This is a genomic window from Rhodobacter sp. P1_C2 (assembly GCF_056406375.1).
On record NZ_JBFUAG010000007.1, the window covers coordinates 413,164 to 428,777 of the forward strand.

A 15,614-nucleotide genomic window follows, 5' to 3' on the forward strand; every position below is an offset into this window, starting at 1 on the left:
CTAGACCGCCACCGGCAACAGGGCGAGGCGGATCAGGTTGACCACGATCATCGTGACGCCAGCGGCCAGAAGAAACTCCATCGGCCAGGCCAGAAGCTTGAACCGGTCATTGGCGATCTTGGCCAGCACGATCAGCACCACGGCCACGAGGCAGGCGGGCCAGGGCGAGAAATCCCCCGCCATCACCGTGCAGGAGGAGAGGAGAAACGCCAGAATCCCCAAGAGTACCATCCAGGATTTCATTCAGTCCTCCACGGTGCTGGCGGCGGCATGGGCCAGCGTCTCGCCATTGGTCTTGTCGAACAGGTAAAGCCAGGCCGGGTCGAAGCGCAGGAAGAACCCGGTGCCCTCGGTCTTGCCCAGATGCGCGGTCTCGGTCGTCGAGGTGCGGGTGGTGATGAGCGTCTTGCCGCAGCGCAGGATGTAGAGGTTCTCGGCCCCGGTCGGCTCGAAGGAATACAGCGTGGTGGCGATGCCGTGGTCGCCATCCGCCCGGTCGCGGATCGAGATATGTTCCGGCCGCACCCCCAGCCGCAGAACCTCGCCGACATACCGATCCAGCCGGTTGGCTTTGACCCATTCGGGATCGAGCGGCACGGTGAAGCCATCGACCTCGGCCACCAGACCCCGGTCAGAAGGGCGCAGCTTGCAGTCATAGACATTCATCTGCGGCTCGCCCACGAAGCTGGCGACGAATTCGGTCGCCGGGCGTTCGAAGATCTCGCGCGGGGTGGCGAATTGCAGCATGCGGCCGTCTTTCATCACGATGATGCGGTCGGCCATGGTCATGGCTTCCAGCTGGTCATGGGTGACGAAGATGGTGGTGACCCCCACGGTTTTCTGGATATGCCGCAGCTCGGCCCGCATCTGGCCGCGCAGCTGCGCGTCAAGGTGCGACATCGGTTCATCCATCAGGAAGACATCGGCATCGCGCACCAGCATCCGGGCGATGGCGACGCGCTGCAACTGCCCGGCCGACAGCTGATCGGGCTTGCGGTCCAGAACGTCGGTGATCTGCATGGTCTGCGCCACGGCGCACACCTTGGCCTCGATGGCGGGGCGCGCCATCCGGCGCACCTCCAGAGGGTAGGCCACGTTCCCAAAGACGGTCATGTGGCGGTACAGGCCGTAGTCCTGAAACACCATGCCGACATTGCGGTAGCGCGGGCGCAGGAAGGTCACGTTGCGCCCGCCGATCGCGATTTCGCCATCGCTCGGCATCTCCAGACCGGCGATCATCCGCAGCGTCGTGGTCTTGCCGCAGCCCGAGGGGCCGAGCAGGAAGACGAACTCGCCATCCTTCACCGCGATATCCACATCCGACACGGCAGTGAACTTGCCGAAACGCTTGGCCAGCTGGTTGATCCGGATCTCAGCCATTGGTCTTTCCTCCCATCACACGGGTCATTCCTTCACCACCCCCTGGCTGAGGCCGCTGATCAGCTGGCGTTGCAGGATCAGGACGAACAGGATCAGGGGCGCCGTGATCAGCACGACGGCGGCGCCCAGCACGTTCCACTGGATATCGGCCCCGATCGAATAGGCCATGATGGCGGGCGGCATGGTCTTGGACTTGACCGAGGTCAGGAAGGTCGCGAAGGCGAACTCGTTCCAGGACAGGATCATCACGAAGATCGCCGTAGCGGTGACCGAGGGCATCATCAGGGGCAGCGTCACCTTGCGGAAGGCCGCGGCCCAGGTGTCGCCATCGACCATGGCGGATTCCTCGTAGCGCCTTGGAATGTCGCGGAAATATCCGGTCAGCATCCAGACCACGAAGGGCAGCTGCATGGCCGTGTAAAGCAGGATCAGCCCGACTTTGGTGTCCAGAAGCTTCATGGTCTGAAAGGTCACGAAGATCGGCAGCAGGATCGCCACCGGCGGCATCATCCGGTTGGTCAGCACCCAGAAGGACACGTCATCGCGGCCGACAAAGTCATAGCGGGCCAGCGCATAGGCGCAGAACATGCCGATCGTCACCGAAAGGAAGGTCGAGGCCAGGGCGATCACGGTGGAGTTGAGGAAGTTCTTCAAGATCCCCTTTTCCACGATCAGATAGCGGAAGGCCTCCAACGTCGGGGTGAAGATCCATTGCGGCGTGGGCGATCCCGCCGCGCCACCATCCATGAAGCCGGTCATCACCATCCACATATAGGGCACGAAGTTGATGAGGCAGACCGCAATGATCACCAGATAGACCCACCCGTTGCGCTGCACAGGCGGGGCTGCAGGCGAGGTCATCCTCTGGGCGTCGTTGATGTTCATGGGAGCCTCCTATTCCGCGACTTCGGTGCGCGAGCGGAATACGCGGATGAAGATGAAGCTCATCACGATGATCACCATCATCATGATCAGCGAGAGCGCCGCTGCCTTGGAGGCGTCGAAGAACTCCAGCCCGGTCTTGGTCAGAAGGACGTTCAGCGTCGTCGTCGCATTGCCCGGCCCGCCGCGCGTCATCACCAGGATCAGCTCGAAGGTGCGGAAGGCGTCCATCGTGCGGATCACCACGGCGATCATGATGGCGGGGCGCAGCAGCGGCATGGTGATCGACCAGAAGACCTTCCAGGCCCCGGCGCCGTCGATCTCGGCCGCCTCATAGGGCTGGCGCGGGATCGAGGCGAGACCGGCCGACAGCATCAGGAACATGAAGGGCGTCCATTCCCAGACATCGACGAAGATCAACGTCTGCAGGGTGATGGTCGGGTCCGACAGGAAGGGGATCTCGCCCCAGCCGAAGAAATCGGTGATGGCGCCGATGTAATGGGTGGCCAGACCCGCGCCGGGATAGAACATGTAGCGCCAGATCAGCGCGGCCACGAGGGGCGGCAGGATCATCGGGATCAGGATGAAGATGCGCAGCACCCCCTGCCCCTTGATCTTGCGCTGGAACAGCAGGGCGAGGCCAAGGCCAAGCCAGAATTCGAAGAACACCGCCTCCAGCGTGAAGATCAGCGTGACCTTGAGCGAATGCCAGACCTCGGGGTCCTGGATGACGCTCTGGTACTGGTAGAGGCCGACGAAGAAGCGCGGGATATAGGGTTTGGACAGGATGAAGTTCTGCCCCGCGACGTAAAGCGCGTAAAGGAAGGGATAGATGCCGATGCCGAACAGGATGATCAGCGTCGGCGCCATCAGAACCCAGGGGAAGACCGCCTTGTTCGAAGGCCCGAGTCTGGCAAGAAGTCCCCGGCGCGACGGGGCCCGGGCCGGAAGGGTTGCGTCTGTCATGATGGGTTCCGAAAGATGCGAGGGAGGGGGTCGGCAAGCGGGGGTCCGGGCGGCGGGCGCCCGGACCGGGGCTCACCTCAGTTCCAGGTCGAGGGCAGCCGGTCGTAATAGCTCAGATCACGCCATTGCTGCTTGGGCAGGTCGGTGCGGCCGGGGATGTAGTAGCCGCCCTTCTTCATCGCAGCCGTCATCCGGGTTTCCATGTTGGCCGCGGCGGTCTTGGCGTCGATCTGGCCGATCCAGACCTTGTTGCCCTCCTCGCCCATGATGTCGGAAATCTCGGCCCATTCCGGCACGCGGACGCGTTCATCCGGGTTGGTGGTCTTCAGCATGTAGTCATAGACCGGCAGCCACCAGGGTTCGTACTTGGCCAGCTGTTCGGACTTGAAGGTCGAATGCCGCGACGGGCCGGCGCCGAACTGCGTCGCCCGCGCCTGCACGTCGGCCGAGGTCAGCCACTGGATGAAGACCCAGGTCGCATCCTTCTTCTGGCTGTCCTTGGAAATCCCGAGGCTCCACGAGCCGAAGAAGGGGTCGATCCGGCCATCGGGGCCTGCCGGGGTGTGCAGGTGGATGTTCTTGCCCGCCACGGTGGCCTGGGCAGCCGGGTCTTCGAAGAAGCCGTTGACGAAGTCGATGTAGTTCCAGGTGCCGAAGGCCTTGCCCTGCTGGTAGACGGCGGTCGCCTCGCCGATGCCCCAGTTGGCGCTGTCGGCGGGCATGAACTTCTTCAGGCTGACGAAATAGTCTATCGAATCAACCGTATGCTGGTTGTTGATCGAGACTTTCCAATCCTTGTCGAGGTATTCATCGCCCACGCTGTCCTTGCTTTGGAAGGCGTAGAGATAGGGCAGATAGGTGACGCCCCAGAACCAGCGGCCGGGGATATTGGCAAAGCCCATGATGCCGCTTTCGGGCTTGTTCACCTTGTCGGCGGCCTTGAACATGAAGTCGGTGGTGAACTCGGGCGAGAAGCGCTCGGGCATCTGGATGCCGGCGGCATCGGCCAGATCCTTGCGGAAGGTGGTGCCCACCGGACCGGCGCCGATCGGGATCGTGTAAAGCGTGTCATTGTAGACCCCGGCCCCGCTGATCACCCGCGGCAGGAAATCGTCGATGTTGTAATCAGCGGCGGTCAGGTCGGCGTTCTTGACATAGGGCATCAGGGGGTCAAGAAAACCGGCGGCGGCATATTCGGCCAGCCACATCACATCGACCGCGTAAAAGTCATAGGTGCCGGTGCCCTGCTGCATCTCGACCAGGGATTTTTGTCGGTATTGGTCAAAGGGCACTTCATCGACGGTGACCTTGATCCCGTATTTCTGTTCGAACTCGGGGAAGAATTTCTCCAGCGCCGCGAATTGCGGCATCGAGGGCGCCAGGAAATGAAGCTCGGTTCCGGCAAGGGCTTTCTGCGCGTCGGTCTGCGCGAAGGCAGAGGGTGCGACCAGCAACGACGACATCAGCATCGCGGCCAGGGCACTTCTTCTGTGCAGTGTGGACATGTGTTCCTCCTCTATTGGTTTTCCACGGCACGTGACCGCCCCCATGCGGAGCAGAGTTCAGGACGCCTTCCGGGTGAAACAGGCCTGACGGACCGTCTCGCCCGTGGTGGCGTCAAAAAGGTAGACAAAGGCGGGATCGACCCGGAAGCTGATCGCGGCGCCGATCTCGCGCGGGTAACCCCGCGCCCCGTCGACCGAGGTCATGACGCGGACCATCTGCCCCGCCACCTCGATGTCATAAACCACCCGCGAGCCGAGGGTTTCGACCGCGAAGACCAGGCCATCGACCCGCCCCTCCTCCGGGCTGCCGGGGGCGGCGAGGCTCAGGTGCTGCGGGCGGATGCCCAGGGTATAGGCGGCCTCGGGGTGCAGGACCGGCCCCACATCGGACCAATCCGAACCCATCCGGATCGCCGAAGCGCCGATGCCGATGGTCAGAACCCCACCCTGCCGGACCAGACGCGCCGGCAGCGTGTTCATCGCAGGCTCGCCCAGAAAGGTCGCGGCAAAGAGCGTGGCCGGGCAGTCGAACATCACTTGCGGCGGGGCGATCTGTTCGATCTTTCCCTTGTTGATCAGAACGATGCGGTCGGCCATGGTCATGGCCTCCAGCTGGTCGTGGCTGACGTAAAGCATCGTCGCCTTGAAATCGCGTTGCAGGCGCTTGAATTCCACCCGCATCCGGGCGCGCAGCTGCGCGTCGAGGTGCGAGATCGGCTCGTCCAGCAGGAACACATCCGCCTCGCGCACCAGGGCCCGGCCGATCGCGACCCGCTGCATCTGCCCGCCCGACAGCTGGCCCGGCAGCCGTTCCAGCAGCTTTTCCAGCTGCAGGGTCTCGGCCACCGAACGGATGCGCGCCGTCATCGCGGCTTCGGGCAGTTTGCGGATGCGCAGGGGATAGGCGAGGTTTTCAAACACCGTCATATGCGGAAAGAGCGAGTGCTTGTCATAGACCATCGCGAGATTGCGCTCGCGCGGGGTGAAGTCGGTGACATCGCGCCCGCCGATCCGGATGCGGCCCGCCGAAGGGTCCTCCAGCCCGGCCACCAACCGCAGGGTCGTGGTCTTGCCCGCCCCCGAGGGCCCCAGAAGGAACATCGCCTCGCGGTCGGCCACGTCGAAAGAGATCCCCCGCAGCGCGTCACTGCCGTTCTTGAAGCTTTTCCTCAGGTCTTGGATATGCAGGTTCGCCATGGGTCAGCTCAGCTTTCGGCAAAAGGTCAAAGTGCGGTGCGGAGCCTCCCCCTGACCGAAGCCCACCGAAAAGAGTGACATTGGCGCCAGTGCGCCGCAGACCCGCCCAGCCGGTTTGCGCAGGCGCACCCGGTGCGGCCGCTTGGGGCCGCCTTGGTCCTGTTCCATGTTCTCTCCCGGCTTCCCCGTCTGACCTGGGTCAGCACCCGCAAGCAGCAGGTTTTTCGGGAGCCCCTTTCAGGCAGTTCAGAGAATCTCCGCTCTCTTGAGCCATAGAAGTAATTTCTCTGCGCACAAATTGCAACGGAAAAAATTTCCTACCATCGAAAAAGCGAGGAAAGTTCCTTGCGGCCATGCTGGGCCCTGTGTGCTGCGAAAGGTGGTGTCAGAGGGCGAAGGACCGCGCCTGCCGGTGCAGACGCGGTCCAAGTCTTGACCGGAAATTCAGGGGGAAAGCCGTCTCAGCAGACGGCGTAACCGCCATCCACCGGCAGAAGGACACCGGTCACATAGGCCGCATCCGGCGACAGAAGAAAGCGGATGACCGAGGCGACCTCTGCCGGCTTGGCCCAGCGCCCCATCGGAATCCGGGCGTTGATCTTGGTCACACGGGCCTGATCCTCCCGCGCGCGGGCCGACATGGCGGTTTCGACCCAGCCCGGCGCCACCGCATTGACCCGCACGCCCCTGGGCGCCCAGGCCACCGCCATCGACCGTGTGACCGCCGCCACCGCGCCCTTGCTGGCGGTATAGGCCGGCGCCCCGGCCGACCCGAAGATCGACCACATCGAGGCGAACATCACCACCGATCCCCCCGCCGCCTCCAGCCGCGGCAGAAGGGCGGTCGACAGGGCAAAGCCCGCGGTGACATTGACGCGCAGGACGGCCTCGAAATCCTCGGCCAGCCATTCGCGCTCATGGCGCAGGATGCCCGCGGCATTGACCAGGCCGTCGAGCCTTTCGACCCCCTCCAGCGCCTGCAGGACAAGGGCGGTGTCGGTGACATCGGCCTTGTGAAAGGTGATGGCGGGGTCAAGGTCGGCGTCGCGGTCCAGCCCCGCGGCGATGACGCGCCAGCCCTCACCGGCCAGCCTTTCAGCCACGGCGCGGCCAATGCCGGTGCCGCCCCCGGTGATCAATGCGGTTTTCATCTGGCTCATCCTGCGGACCTCTCCCGGTTTGGTGCGACGGCTGCGCGCGCCGCCCTGTTCATGACCCTATCGCGGCAAGGACCACCTCGGCGATCCCGGCCTCGTCCAGCTTGTAATGGGCGTAAAGATGGGTCGGCGGGGCAATCAGGGCAAATTCGTCGCGGATGCCGTGGCGGATCAGGCGCTTGCCCACCCCTTCGTCAGCCAGAACCTCGGCCACGGCGGCGCCAAGACCGCCGATGATGTTGTGTTCCTCGATCGTCATCAGTTTCGCGGAGCGTGAAGCCGCCTCCAGCACCGCCTCGCGGTCCAGGGGCTTGACCGTCGCCATATCCAGCACGCCAACCGAGCGCCCCGCCGCATTCAGCCTTTTGGCCACCTGCACTGCCGGATGAACCGGCATGCCGCAGGCGATGATGGTCAGCTCCTCGCCCCGCACATGTTCGATGGCCTTGCCGAAGGTGAAGCCTTGCGAAGGGTCGTACAGATCCGGCTCCCGGCCCCGCCCGGTGCGGAAATAGATCGGCCGGTCATGGTCGACCGAGGCGCGGATCGCCGCCTCCAGCTGCGGGCCATCGGCGGTGGAGACCACCGTCAGATCGGCGATGGAGCGCATGGTGCCGATGTCTTCCGTCGCATGATGCGAGGTGCCGTAAAAGCCCATCGCGATCCCGGTGTGATGCCCGATCATCCGCACCGGCAGCGCGCAATAGGCCACATCCATCCGGATCTGTTCCACCGTCAGCAGGCCCAGGAAAGAGGCGAAGGTCGCCACATAGGGCATCATCCCCGTGGTGGCGAGGCCCGCGGCGGCCGAGATCATGTTCTGCTCGGATATGCCGAATTGCACATAGCGCTCGGGAAAACGCGCCGCAAAACGGTTCAGCCCGTTGGAATATTGCAAATCGGCCGAGCCTGCGACGATGGGATATCCCGCCTCGGTCAGGGCGATCAGCCCGTTGGACAGATGGTCCAGCCCGGGGTTCTTCTGGTTCAGCTCGCGGTAGTGCCAGGAATTGGGGGATTGCGGTTGGGTCATGTCAGATCACCTGCGCCAGAATTTCCTGACGCGCGGCCTCGGCGTCGGTGGGGTCAAGATAGCCAAGGTGCCAGCCGGGTTCGGTCTCCATGTAAGACACACCCTTGCCTTTCACCGTCCTCGCGATGATGCAGCAGGGCGTGGTGCGGTCGGCGTCGGCCTTGACCTGCCGCAGCAGGGCGGTCAGGGCGGCGATGTCGTGGCCATCGACCTGATGCACCTCCCAGCCGAAGGCGCGCCATTTGGCGTCCAGAGGCTCCACCCCCATCACGTCATCCACCGCGCCGTCGAGTTGAAAGCCGTTGCGGTCGACGATGGCGACCAGCCGCGACAGGCCCTGATGGGCGGCGAAAAGCGCGGCCTCCCAGACCTGACCCTCCTGCATCTCGCCATCGCCGAGCATGACGAAGGTGGTAAAATCGCGGCCCTGCATCCGCCCGCCCAGGGCCATCCCGGCGCCATTGGACAGGGCATGACCGATCGAGCCGGAGGAGAAATCCACCCCCGCCACCTTGCGCATGTCCGGATGGTCGCCCAGCGGATTGCCCAGCCGCGTATAGCCGTTCAGCACCTCCATCGGGATATAGCCGCGCTCGGCCAGGATCGGGAAAAGCCCCACCGCCGCATGGCCCTTGCCCATGAGGAACCGGTCGCGGTCGGGCCATTTCGGGTCAGCCCCCAGCCGCATCACGTCGTAGTACAGCGCCGCAAAGATCTCGGCCGCCGAAAAGACCGAGGTGTAATGGCCGACCTTGGCAATCTCGATCAGGCGGATGGTTTCCAGCCGGACGAACTGCGCGCGGTCGCGCAGATGCGCGATCTGCTCTGCCGTGGGGTCAAAGTCATTCTGCCGCATCCGCCCGCCTTTTCACTGTCTGGATTCGCCGTTGCTCGTTATTGATATATGATATATCTTCACGGCAAACAAGGGAGCTTTTCCGTGACCAATCCGCCAAACTATACCATCGCCCTGCCGACCAAAGTCATCTTCGGGGCGGGCAGCCTCGCTCGGCTGGCCGAACTGGCGCGGCCTTTTGGCGATGCGGCCTTCGTGATGATCGACCCTTTCCTGAAAGGCTCCGCTTTGGAGGCTTCGGTTCTGGGCCAGCTTGCGGCGGCGGGGATCAGGGCCGCGCTTTGGCATGACATCGTGCCGAACCCGCGGGCGGAAACCTGCGACCGGGCGGCGGCGGCGGCCCTTGCTTTCGGGGCCGGGATGATCCTCGCCATCGGCGGCGGCTCCACCATGGATGCGGCAAAGGCGGTGGCGCTGGTGGCGACGAATGGCGGGCAAAGCTGGTCCTTAACCGCCCGCGCCAAGGCCGAGGTGCGGGTGCCCGAACGGCGCGGCCTGCCCTTGATCGCGATCCCGGCCAATGCCGGAACCGGGGCGGAGGTGACGCCCTTTGCCGTCCTCTCCAACCCGGATCTGAAGATGAAGGCGACGATCATCCACCCTTTCTGCTTTCCCGATCTGGCCATCTTGGACCCCGTCCTGCACCTGACCAAGCCGCGCCGTCTGACCGCCTCGACCGGGGTGGACACGTTCCTGCATGCCTTCGAAGGCTTCATCGGCACCAGGCCCAACAGCTGGACCGACCTCTTCTCGATCCGCGCGATGGAGCTGGTGGCGGAACATCTGCCCAAGGCCTGCGACAATCCCTCCGACCTTGAGGCGCGGACGCGGATGGCAGAGGCCTGTTACATGGCGGGCATTACGCTCGGCAGCATCGGCGTCGGGATTCCCCATGCGCTTGGTCAGGCGATGGGCGCGCTGAAGGACACCCCCCATGGCGAAAGCTGTGCCGCCTGTCTGATCCCGACAGTCCGCTGGACAATGCCGCATGCCGAGGATCGTTTGGCCCGGGTCGCCACGATCTTCCGCCCGGATCTTGCCCCCCTGCCCCAAAAGGCGCAGGCCGGGGCCCTGCCCGAGGCTCTGGCACAGTTCTGTGCCAGCATTGGTCTGACCGGTGGCTTTGGCGCCCTCGGCCTGCGGCGGGATGAGGTGGAGCGGCTGCTGGACGTGGCGGAAACCAACTACGGCTTTGACATCGCCTGTTCGCAGCGCCCCGCCACACGCGATGATCTGCGCCTTATCATCACCGAAAGCCTATAGGCTTTTCGCGGCGAGCCAGTCCACCAGAACCTGGCTCCAGGCGATATCGGCCTGGATGGCGGCCTTGGCGGCGGCCCCATCCCGTGCCTTCAGGGCGCGCAACACGGCGTAATGCTGATGCGTGCCGCTGGTCAGGTCGCGCACCGGGACCGTCATGTGGAAGGTGCGCAGCAAGGGGCCCATCAGCACCCACATCGTCTCTACCGTCGCAAAGATCAGCGGCATCCGCGCCCCGGCGACCAGACCGAAGTGGAACTGACGGTTGAGGGAGGCGGCCTGTTGCGGGTCGACGGCGGCGGCATGGCGGAAGCGGTCCTGCAGATCCTCCAGCGCCGCGACCTCGGCCTCGGTCATCCGCCCGGCGGCGAGGGAGGCAGCCTCGCCCTCCAGCAGATGCCGCATCAGAAGGATCTCGCGCAATTCGTCGGCGGTCAGGTTGCGGACATGGATGGCGGTGGCGGCCTTCATCTCCAAAGCGTGTTCGCTGACCAGCCGGAAGATCGCCTCGCGCACCGGGGTGATCGAGACGCCCAGCTCCTCGGCCAGGGGATTGATCCGGAGCCGCGCGCCGGGTTCATATTTCCCCTCGATCAGCGTGTCGCGAATGACCGAGTAGACCTGTTCGGACAGGTTGCCGCGTTCAATCTTCTTCAGGCCCGTCACGCGCGATCCTTTCGCTGCTGCCGCCCTTTCTTGCCACAGGCCGGGCGCTGCTTCCATGGAAGGTTTGGCGCCGGGGGCCAATTCGTGCCGCGAATTCGTGCCGCGCGCGGGGGGGCGCGCGCGGCACCGCGTCTTATTGCAGCGGGGCTGCGGCGGCGAGGCTTACGTTGACATAGCTCGTCGCGTAGTCGCGCACGGCCGAGGCATAGGCGGTCCGCGCGCTCAACAGCGAGCGTTCCGCCTCGAGCACGGTCAGGATATCGGCCTGCCCGCCGCGCATCGATTCCCGTGCCAGGGTGACGGTCTGCTCGGCGATCGACACCAGCTTGCGCTGCGCCTGCACGTTGGTCGCCCCGCGGTTATAGGCGCTCAACCCGTCCTCGACATCCTGCACGGCATCCAGAACCGTGGCGCGCCAGGCGATCTCGGCCTGGGCGGCGCGGCTTTCGGCGCCGCTCAACCGGGCCTGGTTCGCCCCGCCGGTGAACAGGGGCAGGTTGATCTGCGGCCCGAAGCCCCAGAGCGTCGGCGCGCCGCCGCGATGGATGTTGGTCGGCGTGATCGAGCCTGACAGCGTGACCGAGGGCCAGAAGGCGGCCTCCGCCACGCCGATCCGCGCGGTGGCGGCGGCCAGCTTGCGCTCGGCGATCTGCACATCGGGGCGGGCGCGGATCACATCGGCCGGGATGCCCACGCTGGGGCGGAAGCGGGCGACGGGCTGGGCGCTGCCCTTCTGCAGCTGGCTGCGCAGGTCTGCGGTGCGCAACGCGGTCAGCGTCGCGAGCCGGTTGATCGACTGGTCAAAGCCGATCTGCAGCGCCGGCAGCCCCGCCTCGGCCTGGGCCACGGCCTGTTCGGCCTGCAAGACGTCCAGCTGGTTGACCTGCCCCGCATCCTTCATCCAGCGCGTCAGGTCCAGCGTCTCGCGCCGGCTGTCGATGCTCTTGCGGGTCAGGGCGATGCTTTCCTGATAGCCGCGCAGGTCGATATAGGCATTGGCGATGGCCCCGGCCACCGCCCGGCGCGAGGCCTCGGCCGAAAGCTTGGCGGCATCCAGCTCGGCCAGGGTCGCGGTGCGTTCGGCGCTGTTGGCGCCGAAGAGGTCGATCAGCCAGGTCCCCGACAAGGAGGCGGAGGTGCTTTGCGAGGTGCCCGTGCCCTGCGCATCGCCGCGGGTGGCCGCGGCCCCGGCCTGCAGCGAGGGCAACGCGGCGGCCCCGGCAATACGGGAGCCGGCCTCGGCCTCGTCGATCGCGGCAAGGGCCTGCTGGATCGTCAGGTTGCGGGCCTGACCCTGGGCGATCAGCTGGTTCAGGGTCTTGTCGCCGAAGCTCGCCCACCAGGCGCCACTGGCGCTGCGCTGCGGGGCGGGGGCGGCAAAGCTGGCGGCGAGGTCGGGCTTGGGCTGGGTGTAAGGCGTGGCCATGCACCCCGCCAGCAGGATCGCCAGCGGTAGGGTCAGGGCCAGGCGCCCGGAGTGGGGGCGCATGTCGGGGAAGGACGCTCTGCTCATGATGTTCTCTTTTGCGGTCTTGAAGAGGTCCGGCGGCCTAGGCTGCCGGCGGGGTCGCTTTCGGGGTCAGGGGGGCCGGCGCATCGCCCTGGCCCAGTTTGAGGTGGGTGCCGGTCAGCTTCATCACGAAGACGAAGAAGACCGGCGCGAAAAGGAGGCCCAGCACGGTGGCCGAGATCATGCCCCCCACCACGTTGATGCCGATGGCGTTCTGGCTGGCGGCGGAGGGTCCATGCGCCACGGCCATCGGCAGCACGCCCATGGTGAAGGCCAGCGAGGTCATCAGGATCGGCCGGAACCGCAGGCGGCAGGCCTGGATCGTGGCCGGGATCAGCTCGGCCCCCTCGGCGATCATGTCCTTGGCGACCTCGACGATCAGGATGGCGTTCTTGGCCGACAGACCCACGATGGTGATCAGGCCCACGGTGAAGAAGACGTCATTGGACAGGCCCGCGAACTTGACGGCCAGCGCAGACCCTATCGCCCCCATCGGCACGATCAGCATGACCGACAGCGGAATCGACCAGCTGCCGTAAAGCCCGGCAAGGCAGAGGAAGACGAACAGCACCGACAGGCCGATCAGGATCGGCGCCTGCGCGCCGCTGTCGATCTCCTGCAGGGATTGGCCGGTCCATTCGAAGGCAAAGCCCGGCGGCAGCTGGCCAGCCAGCCGCTCCATCTCGGCAATCGCCTCGCCCGAGGAGTGGCCGGGCGCCGCAGCGCCGTTGATGCGGACCGAAGGATAGCCGTTGTAGCCCACGATCTGCGTCGGCCCGAAGCCCCATTCCGCCGAAGCGAAGGACGACAAAGGCACCATGCCGCCCTGCACATTGCGCACGTTCAGCTTCATCACGTCTTCGATGTTCATCCGGGCCGAGGCCTCGGCCTGGACCATGACGCGCTGCATCCTGCCGTTGTTGGGGAAGTCGTTGACATAGCCCGACCCCAGCGCGACCGAGATGGTGCGGTTGATCTCGCCAAAGGTGACGCCGAAGGCATTGGCCTTCTCGCGGTCGATCTTCAGGGCCAGTTCGGGGCCGGGGGGCAGGCCCTCGGTATACATCTGGCCCAGGACCTTGCTGGCGGCGGCGGCCCCCAGAAGCTGCTGGCTTGCCGCCTGCAGCGCCGCATTGCCAAGGTTGGCGCGGTCCTGCAGCCGGAAGGCAAAGCCCGAACTGGTGCCAAGCCCCGCAATCGGCGGCGGCGACAGGGCGAAGGCGATGGAATCGCGGATCGCGAAGAGCTTGCCCGACAATTGCCCCGCCAACGCCGTGGCCGACAGATCGGGCGTCCGCCGCTCCTCCCAATCCTTCAGGGTCACGAAGGCGAGGCCGGAATTCGGCCCCTGACCGGAGAAGGAAAAGCCCTGGATCGTCACCATGCTGTTCACCCCCGGCATCGCCAGCGCCGCCGCCTCGGCCTGTTTGGTGACCTCGCGCAAACGGAAGCTGGTGGCGCCGGGCGGTGCCTGGATATTGGCCAGAAGGAAGCCCTGATCCTCTTGCGGCAGAAAGGCCGCCGGGATCTGGACGTAGATCCAGCCCAAGCCTGCCACCAGCGCAAGATAGACCACCATCATCCGCCCCGCGCGGCGGACCAACCCGCCGACCACGCCCGAATATCCGGTCGAGGCGCGGTCGAAGTTGCGGTTGAACCAGCCGAACAGCCCCTTGCGCCCCTGCGCATGGCCCTGTGGCACCGGCTTCAGCAGGGTCGCGCAGAGGGCCGGCGTCAGCGACAGCGCAAGGAAGGCCGAGAAGGCGATCGAGACCACCATGGTCAGCGAGAATTGCTGGTAGATGATCCCCACCGAGCCAGGAAAGAAGGCCAGCGGCACGAAGACCGCGATCAGCGCCAGCGTGATGCCGACAATCGCGCCCGAGATCTGCCCCATCGCCTTCTTCGCGGCTTCCTTGGGCGAAAGCCCCTCGTGCGACATGATCCGCTCGACGTTTTCGACCACGACGATCGCGTCGTCGACCAGGATGCCGATGGCGAGGATCATCGCGAACATCGTCAGCACGTTGATCGAATAGCCCGCCGCCAGCATGACGGCCAAGGTGCCGGACAAGGCGATGGGCACCACGAGGGTCGGGATGATCGTGTAGCGGAAGTTCTGCAGGAAGAGGAACATCACGACGAAGACCAGCGCCACCGCCTCCAAAAGCGTGTGGAGCACCTTCTCGATCGAGGCAGAGACGAAGGGCGTCGTGTCATAGGGGATCGTATAGGTGACGCCCTTGGGGAACAGCGGCGACAGCCGCTCCATCACCGCGCGCACGCCCTTGGCGGTGTCCAGCGCATTGCCGGTCGGCGACAGCTGCACCCCGATGGCGGCGGTCTCCTGCCCGTTCAGGAAGGATTTGAAGGCGTAGAGCTCGGCATCGATCTCGATCCGGGCGACATCGGAGAGGCGGACGAGGGCCCCGTCATCCTTGGCACGCAACACGATATTGCCGAACTCCTCGGGCGTGCCGAGCTGGCCCGTGACGAGAAGCGAGGCCTGGACCTGCTGGCCGGGCAGCGCCGGGTCCGCCCCGATCGAACCTGCGGCCACTTGCGCGTTCTGTTCGGCGATGGCGGCGGTGACATCGGTGACCGACAGGTCAAGCCCGACAAGCTTGGCCGGGTCGATCCAGACCCGCAGCGCGCGCTGGGTCGCGAAAAGCTGGCCGCGGCCGACCCCCGGCACCCGGCGCACCTCGTTGATCACATTGCGCGAGACGAAATCGCCCAGGTCCACGGCATCGAGGCCCGACTCCGGTGCCGCGGTCAGGGCGATGAACATGAGGAAGCTGGACGAAGCCTCCTCGACCAGGACACCCTGCTGCTGCACCTGTTGCGGCAGCGCGGCTTCGACGCGGCGCAGGCGGTTCTGCGTGTCGACCACCGCTTGTGCGATCTTGGTGCCGGCCTTGAAGGTCACGTTGATCGTGACCGCCCCCGTCGCCTCGGAAGTGGATTCGAAATACAACAGGCCCGGCAGGCCGTTCAGCTCTTCCTCGATCGGCTGGGTGACCTGGCGGTACAGATCCTCGGGCGAGGCGCCGGCGAAGAGGGTCGAGATCGTCACCTGGGGCGGTGCGACATCGGGATATTGCGAGACCGGCAGGCTGGGCAGCGACAAGGCCCCGGCCAGCACGATGAAGATGGCGATGACCCATGCCAGCACCGGGTTGTTGATGAAGAACTTTGCCAT

The 15,614-nt window shown here is 65.4% G+C and carries 13 protein-coding genes; 1 reads left to right on the forward strand and 12 read right to left on the reverse strand.

Translation table 11 applies throughout. The features are described 5' to 3' along the window. From AC1DZT_RS14455 to AC1DZT_RS14495, 9 genes are all read right to left on the reverse strand, one after another. Entirely contained in the window at positions 1–243 is a 243-nt protein-coding gene (locus tag AC1DZT_RS14455; protein ID WP_478007331.1) for a hypothetical protein, read from the reverse strand. Then, positions 244–1,380 carry an ABC transporter ATP-binding protein gene (locus AC1DZT_RS14460; RefSeq protein ID WP_478007332.1) on the reverse strand — a complete coding sequence of 379 codons (1,137 nt, stop codon included), beginning with the start codon at positions 1,378–1,380 and terminating at the stop codon, positions 244–246. A gap of 24 nt (positions 1,381–1,404) precedes the next feature. Further along, a complete protein-coding gene (locus AC1DZT_RS14465; RefSeq protein ID WP_478007333.1) occupies positions 1,405–2,265 on the reverse strand; it encodes a carbohydrate ABC transporter permease in 861 nt (286 codons plus the stop codon). A 9-nt stretch (positions 2,266–2,274) separates the two neighbouring features. Beyond that, positions 2,275–3,228, reverse strand: a complete 954-nt coding sequence (locus tag AC1DZT_RS14470; protein WP_478007334.1) for a carbohydrate ABC transporter permease — start codon at positions 3,226–3,228, stop codon at positions 2,275–2,277. A 77-nt stretch (positions 3,229–3,305) separates the two neighbouring features. Further along, entirely contained in the window at positions 3,306–4,733 is a 1,428-nt protein-coding gene (locus AC1DZT_RS14475; RefSeq protein ID WP_478007335.1) for an ABC transporter substrate-binding protein, read from the reverse strand. A 57-nt stretch (positions 4,734–4,790) separates the two neighbouring features. Continuing rightward, positions 4,791–5,930: an ABC transporter ATP-binding protein gene (locus tag AC1DZT_RS14480; protein WP_478007336.1), complete on the reverse strand. Its 1,140-nt coding sequence runs from the start codon at positions 5,928–5,930 to the stop codon at positions 4,791–4,793. Between the two features lie 461 nt (positions 5,931–6,391). Further along, positions 6,392–7,081, reverse strand: a complete 690-nt coding sequence (locus AC1DZT_RS14485) for an SDR family NAD(P)-dependent oxidoreductase (protein WP_478007337.1) — start codon at positions 7,079–7,081, stop codon at positions 6,392–6,394. 58 nt (positions 7,082–7,139) lie between these two features. Further along, positions 7,140–8,120, reverse strand: a complete 981-nt coding sequence (locus tag AC1DZT_RS14490; RefSeq protein WP_478007338.1) for a transketolase family protein — start codon at positions 8,118–8,120, stop codon at positions 7,140–7,142. 1 nt (position 8,121) lies between these two features. Next, positions 8,122–8,976: a transketolase gene (locus AC1DZT_RS14495; protein WP_478007339.1), complete on the reverse strand. Its 855-nt coding sequence runs from the start codon at positions 8,974–8,976 to the stop codon at positions 8,122–8,124. A gap of 84 nt (positions 8,977–9,060) precedes the next feature. On the opposite strand from AC1DZT_RS14495, the gene AC1DZT_RS14500 reads away from it, so the two are divergent. After that, positions 9,061–10,239: an iron-containing alcohol dehydrogenase gene (locus AC1DZT_RS14500; protein WP_478007340.1), complete on the forward strand. Its 1,179-nt coding sequence runs from the start codon at positions 9,061–9,063 to the stop codon at positions 10,237–10,239. On the opposite strand, the gene AC1DZT_RS14505 is transcribed toward AC1DZT_RS14500, so the two are convergent. The 3 genes from AC1DZT_RS14505 to AC1DZT_RS14515 all read right to left on the reverse strand — a co-directional run bounded on the left by AC1DZT_RS14505 (position 10,234) and on the right by AC1DZT_RS14515 (position 15,614). Continuing rightward, positions 10,234–10,902, reverse strand: a complete 669-nt coding sequence (locus tag AC1DZT_RS14505) for a GntR family transcriptional regulator (protein ID WP_478007341.1) — start codon at positions 10,900–10,902, stop codon at positions 10,234–10,236. The genes AC1DZT_RS14500 and AC1DZT_RS14505 overlap by 6 nt on opposite strands. 133 nt (positions 10,903–11,035) lie before the next feature. Continuing rightward, positions 11,036–12,415: an efflux transporter outer membrane subunit gene (locus tag AC1DZT_RS14510; protein ID WP_478007342.1), complete on the reverse strand. Its 1,380-nt coding sequence runs from the start codon at positions 12,413–12,415 to the stop codon at positions 11,036–11,038. A 37-nt stretch (positions 12,416–12,452) separates the two neighbouring features. Further along, positions 12,453–15,614: a multidrug efflux RND transporter permease subunit gene (locus tag AC1DZT_RS14515; protein WP_478007343.1), complete on the reverse strand. Its 3,162-nt coding sequence runs from the start codon at positions 15,612–15,614 to the stop codon at positions 12,453–12,455.

What these genes read in the sequence shown, in the direction of transcription:
- AC1DZT_RS14475 (WP_478007335.1), bottom strand. Translation starts at nt 4,733, where the DNA reads ATGTCCACACTGCACAGAAGAAGTGCCCTGGCCGCGATGCTGATGTCG.
- AC1DZT_RS14510 (WP_478007342.1), bottom strand. Translation starts at nt 12,415, where the DNA reads ATGAGCAGAGCGTCCTTCCCCGACATGCGCCCCCACTCCGGGCGCCTG.
- AC1DZT_RS14490 (WP_478007338.1), bottom strand. Translation starts at nt 8,120, where the DNA reads ATGACCCAACCGCAATCCCCCAATTCCTGGCACTACCGCGAGCTGAAC.
- AC1DZT_RS14470 (WP_478007334.1), bottom strand. Translation starts at nt 3,228, where the DNA reads ATGACAGACGCAACCCTTCCGGCCCGGGCCCCGTCGCGCCGGGGACTT.
- AC1DZT_RS14480 (WP_478007336.1), bottom strand. Translation starts at nt 5,930, where the DNA reads ATGGCGAACCTGCATATCCAAGACCTGAGGAAAAGCTTCAAGAACGGC.
- AC1DZT_RS14495 (WP_478007339.1), bottom strand. Translation starts at nt 8,976, where the DNA reads ATGCGGCAGAATGACTTTGACCCCACGGCAGAGCAGATCGCGCATCTG.
- AC1DZT_RS14455 (WP_478007331.1), bottom strand. Translation starts at nt 243, where the DNA reads ATGAAATCCTGGATGGTACTCTTGGGGATTCTGGCGTTTCTCCTCTCC.
- AC1DZT_RS14485 (WP_478007337.1), bottom strand. Translation starts at nt 7,081, where the DNA reads ATGAAAACCGCATTGATCACCGGGGGCGGCACCGGCATTGGCCGCGCC.
- AC1DZT_RS14515 (WP_478007343.1), bottom strand. Translation starts at nt 15,614, where the DNA reads ATGGCAAAGTTCTTCATCAACAACCCGGTGCTGGCATGGGTCATCGCC.
- AC1DZT_RS14460 (WP_478007332.1), bottom strand. Translation starts at nt 1,380, where the DNA reads ATGGCTGAGATCCGGATCAACCAGCTGGCCAAGCGTTTCGGCAAGTTC.
- AC1DZT_RS14465 (WP_478007333.1), bottom strand. Translation starts at nt 2,265, where the DNA reads ATGAACATCAACGACGCCCAGAGGATGACCTCGCCTGCAGCCCCGCCT.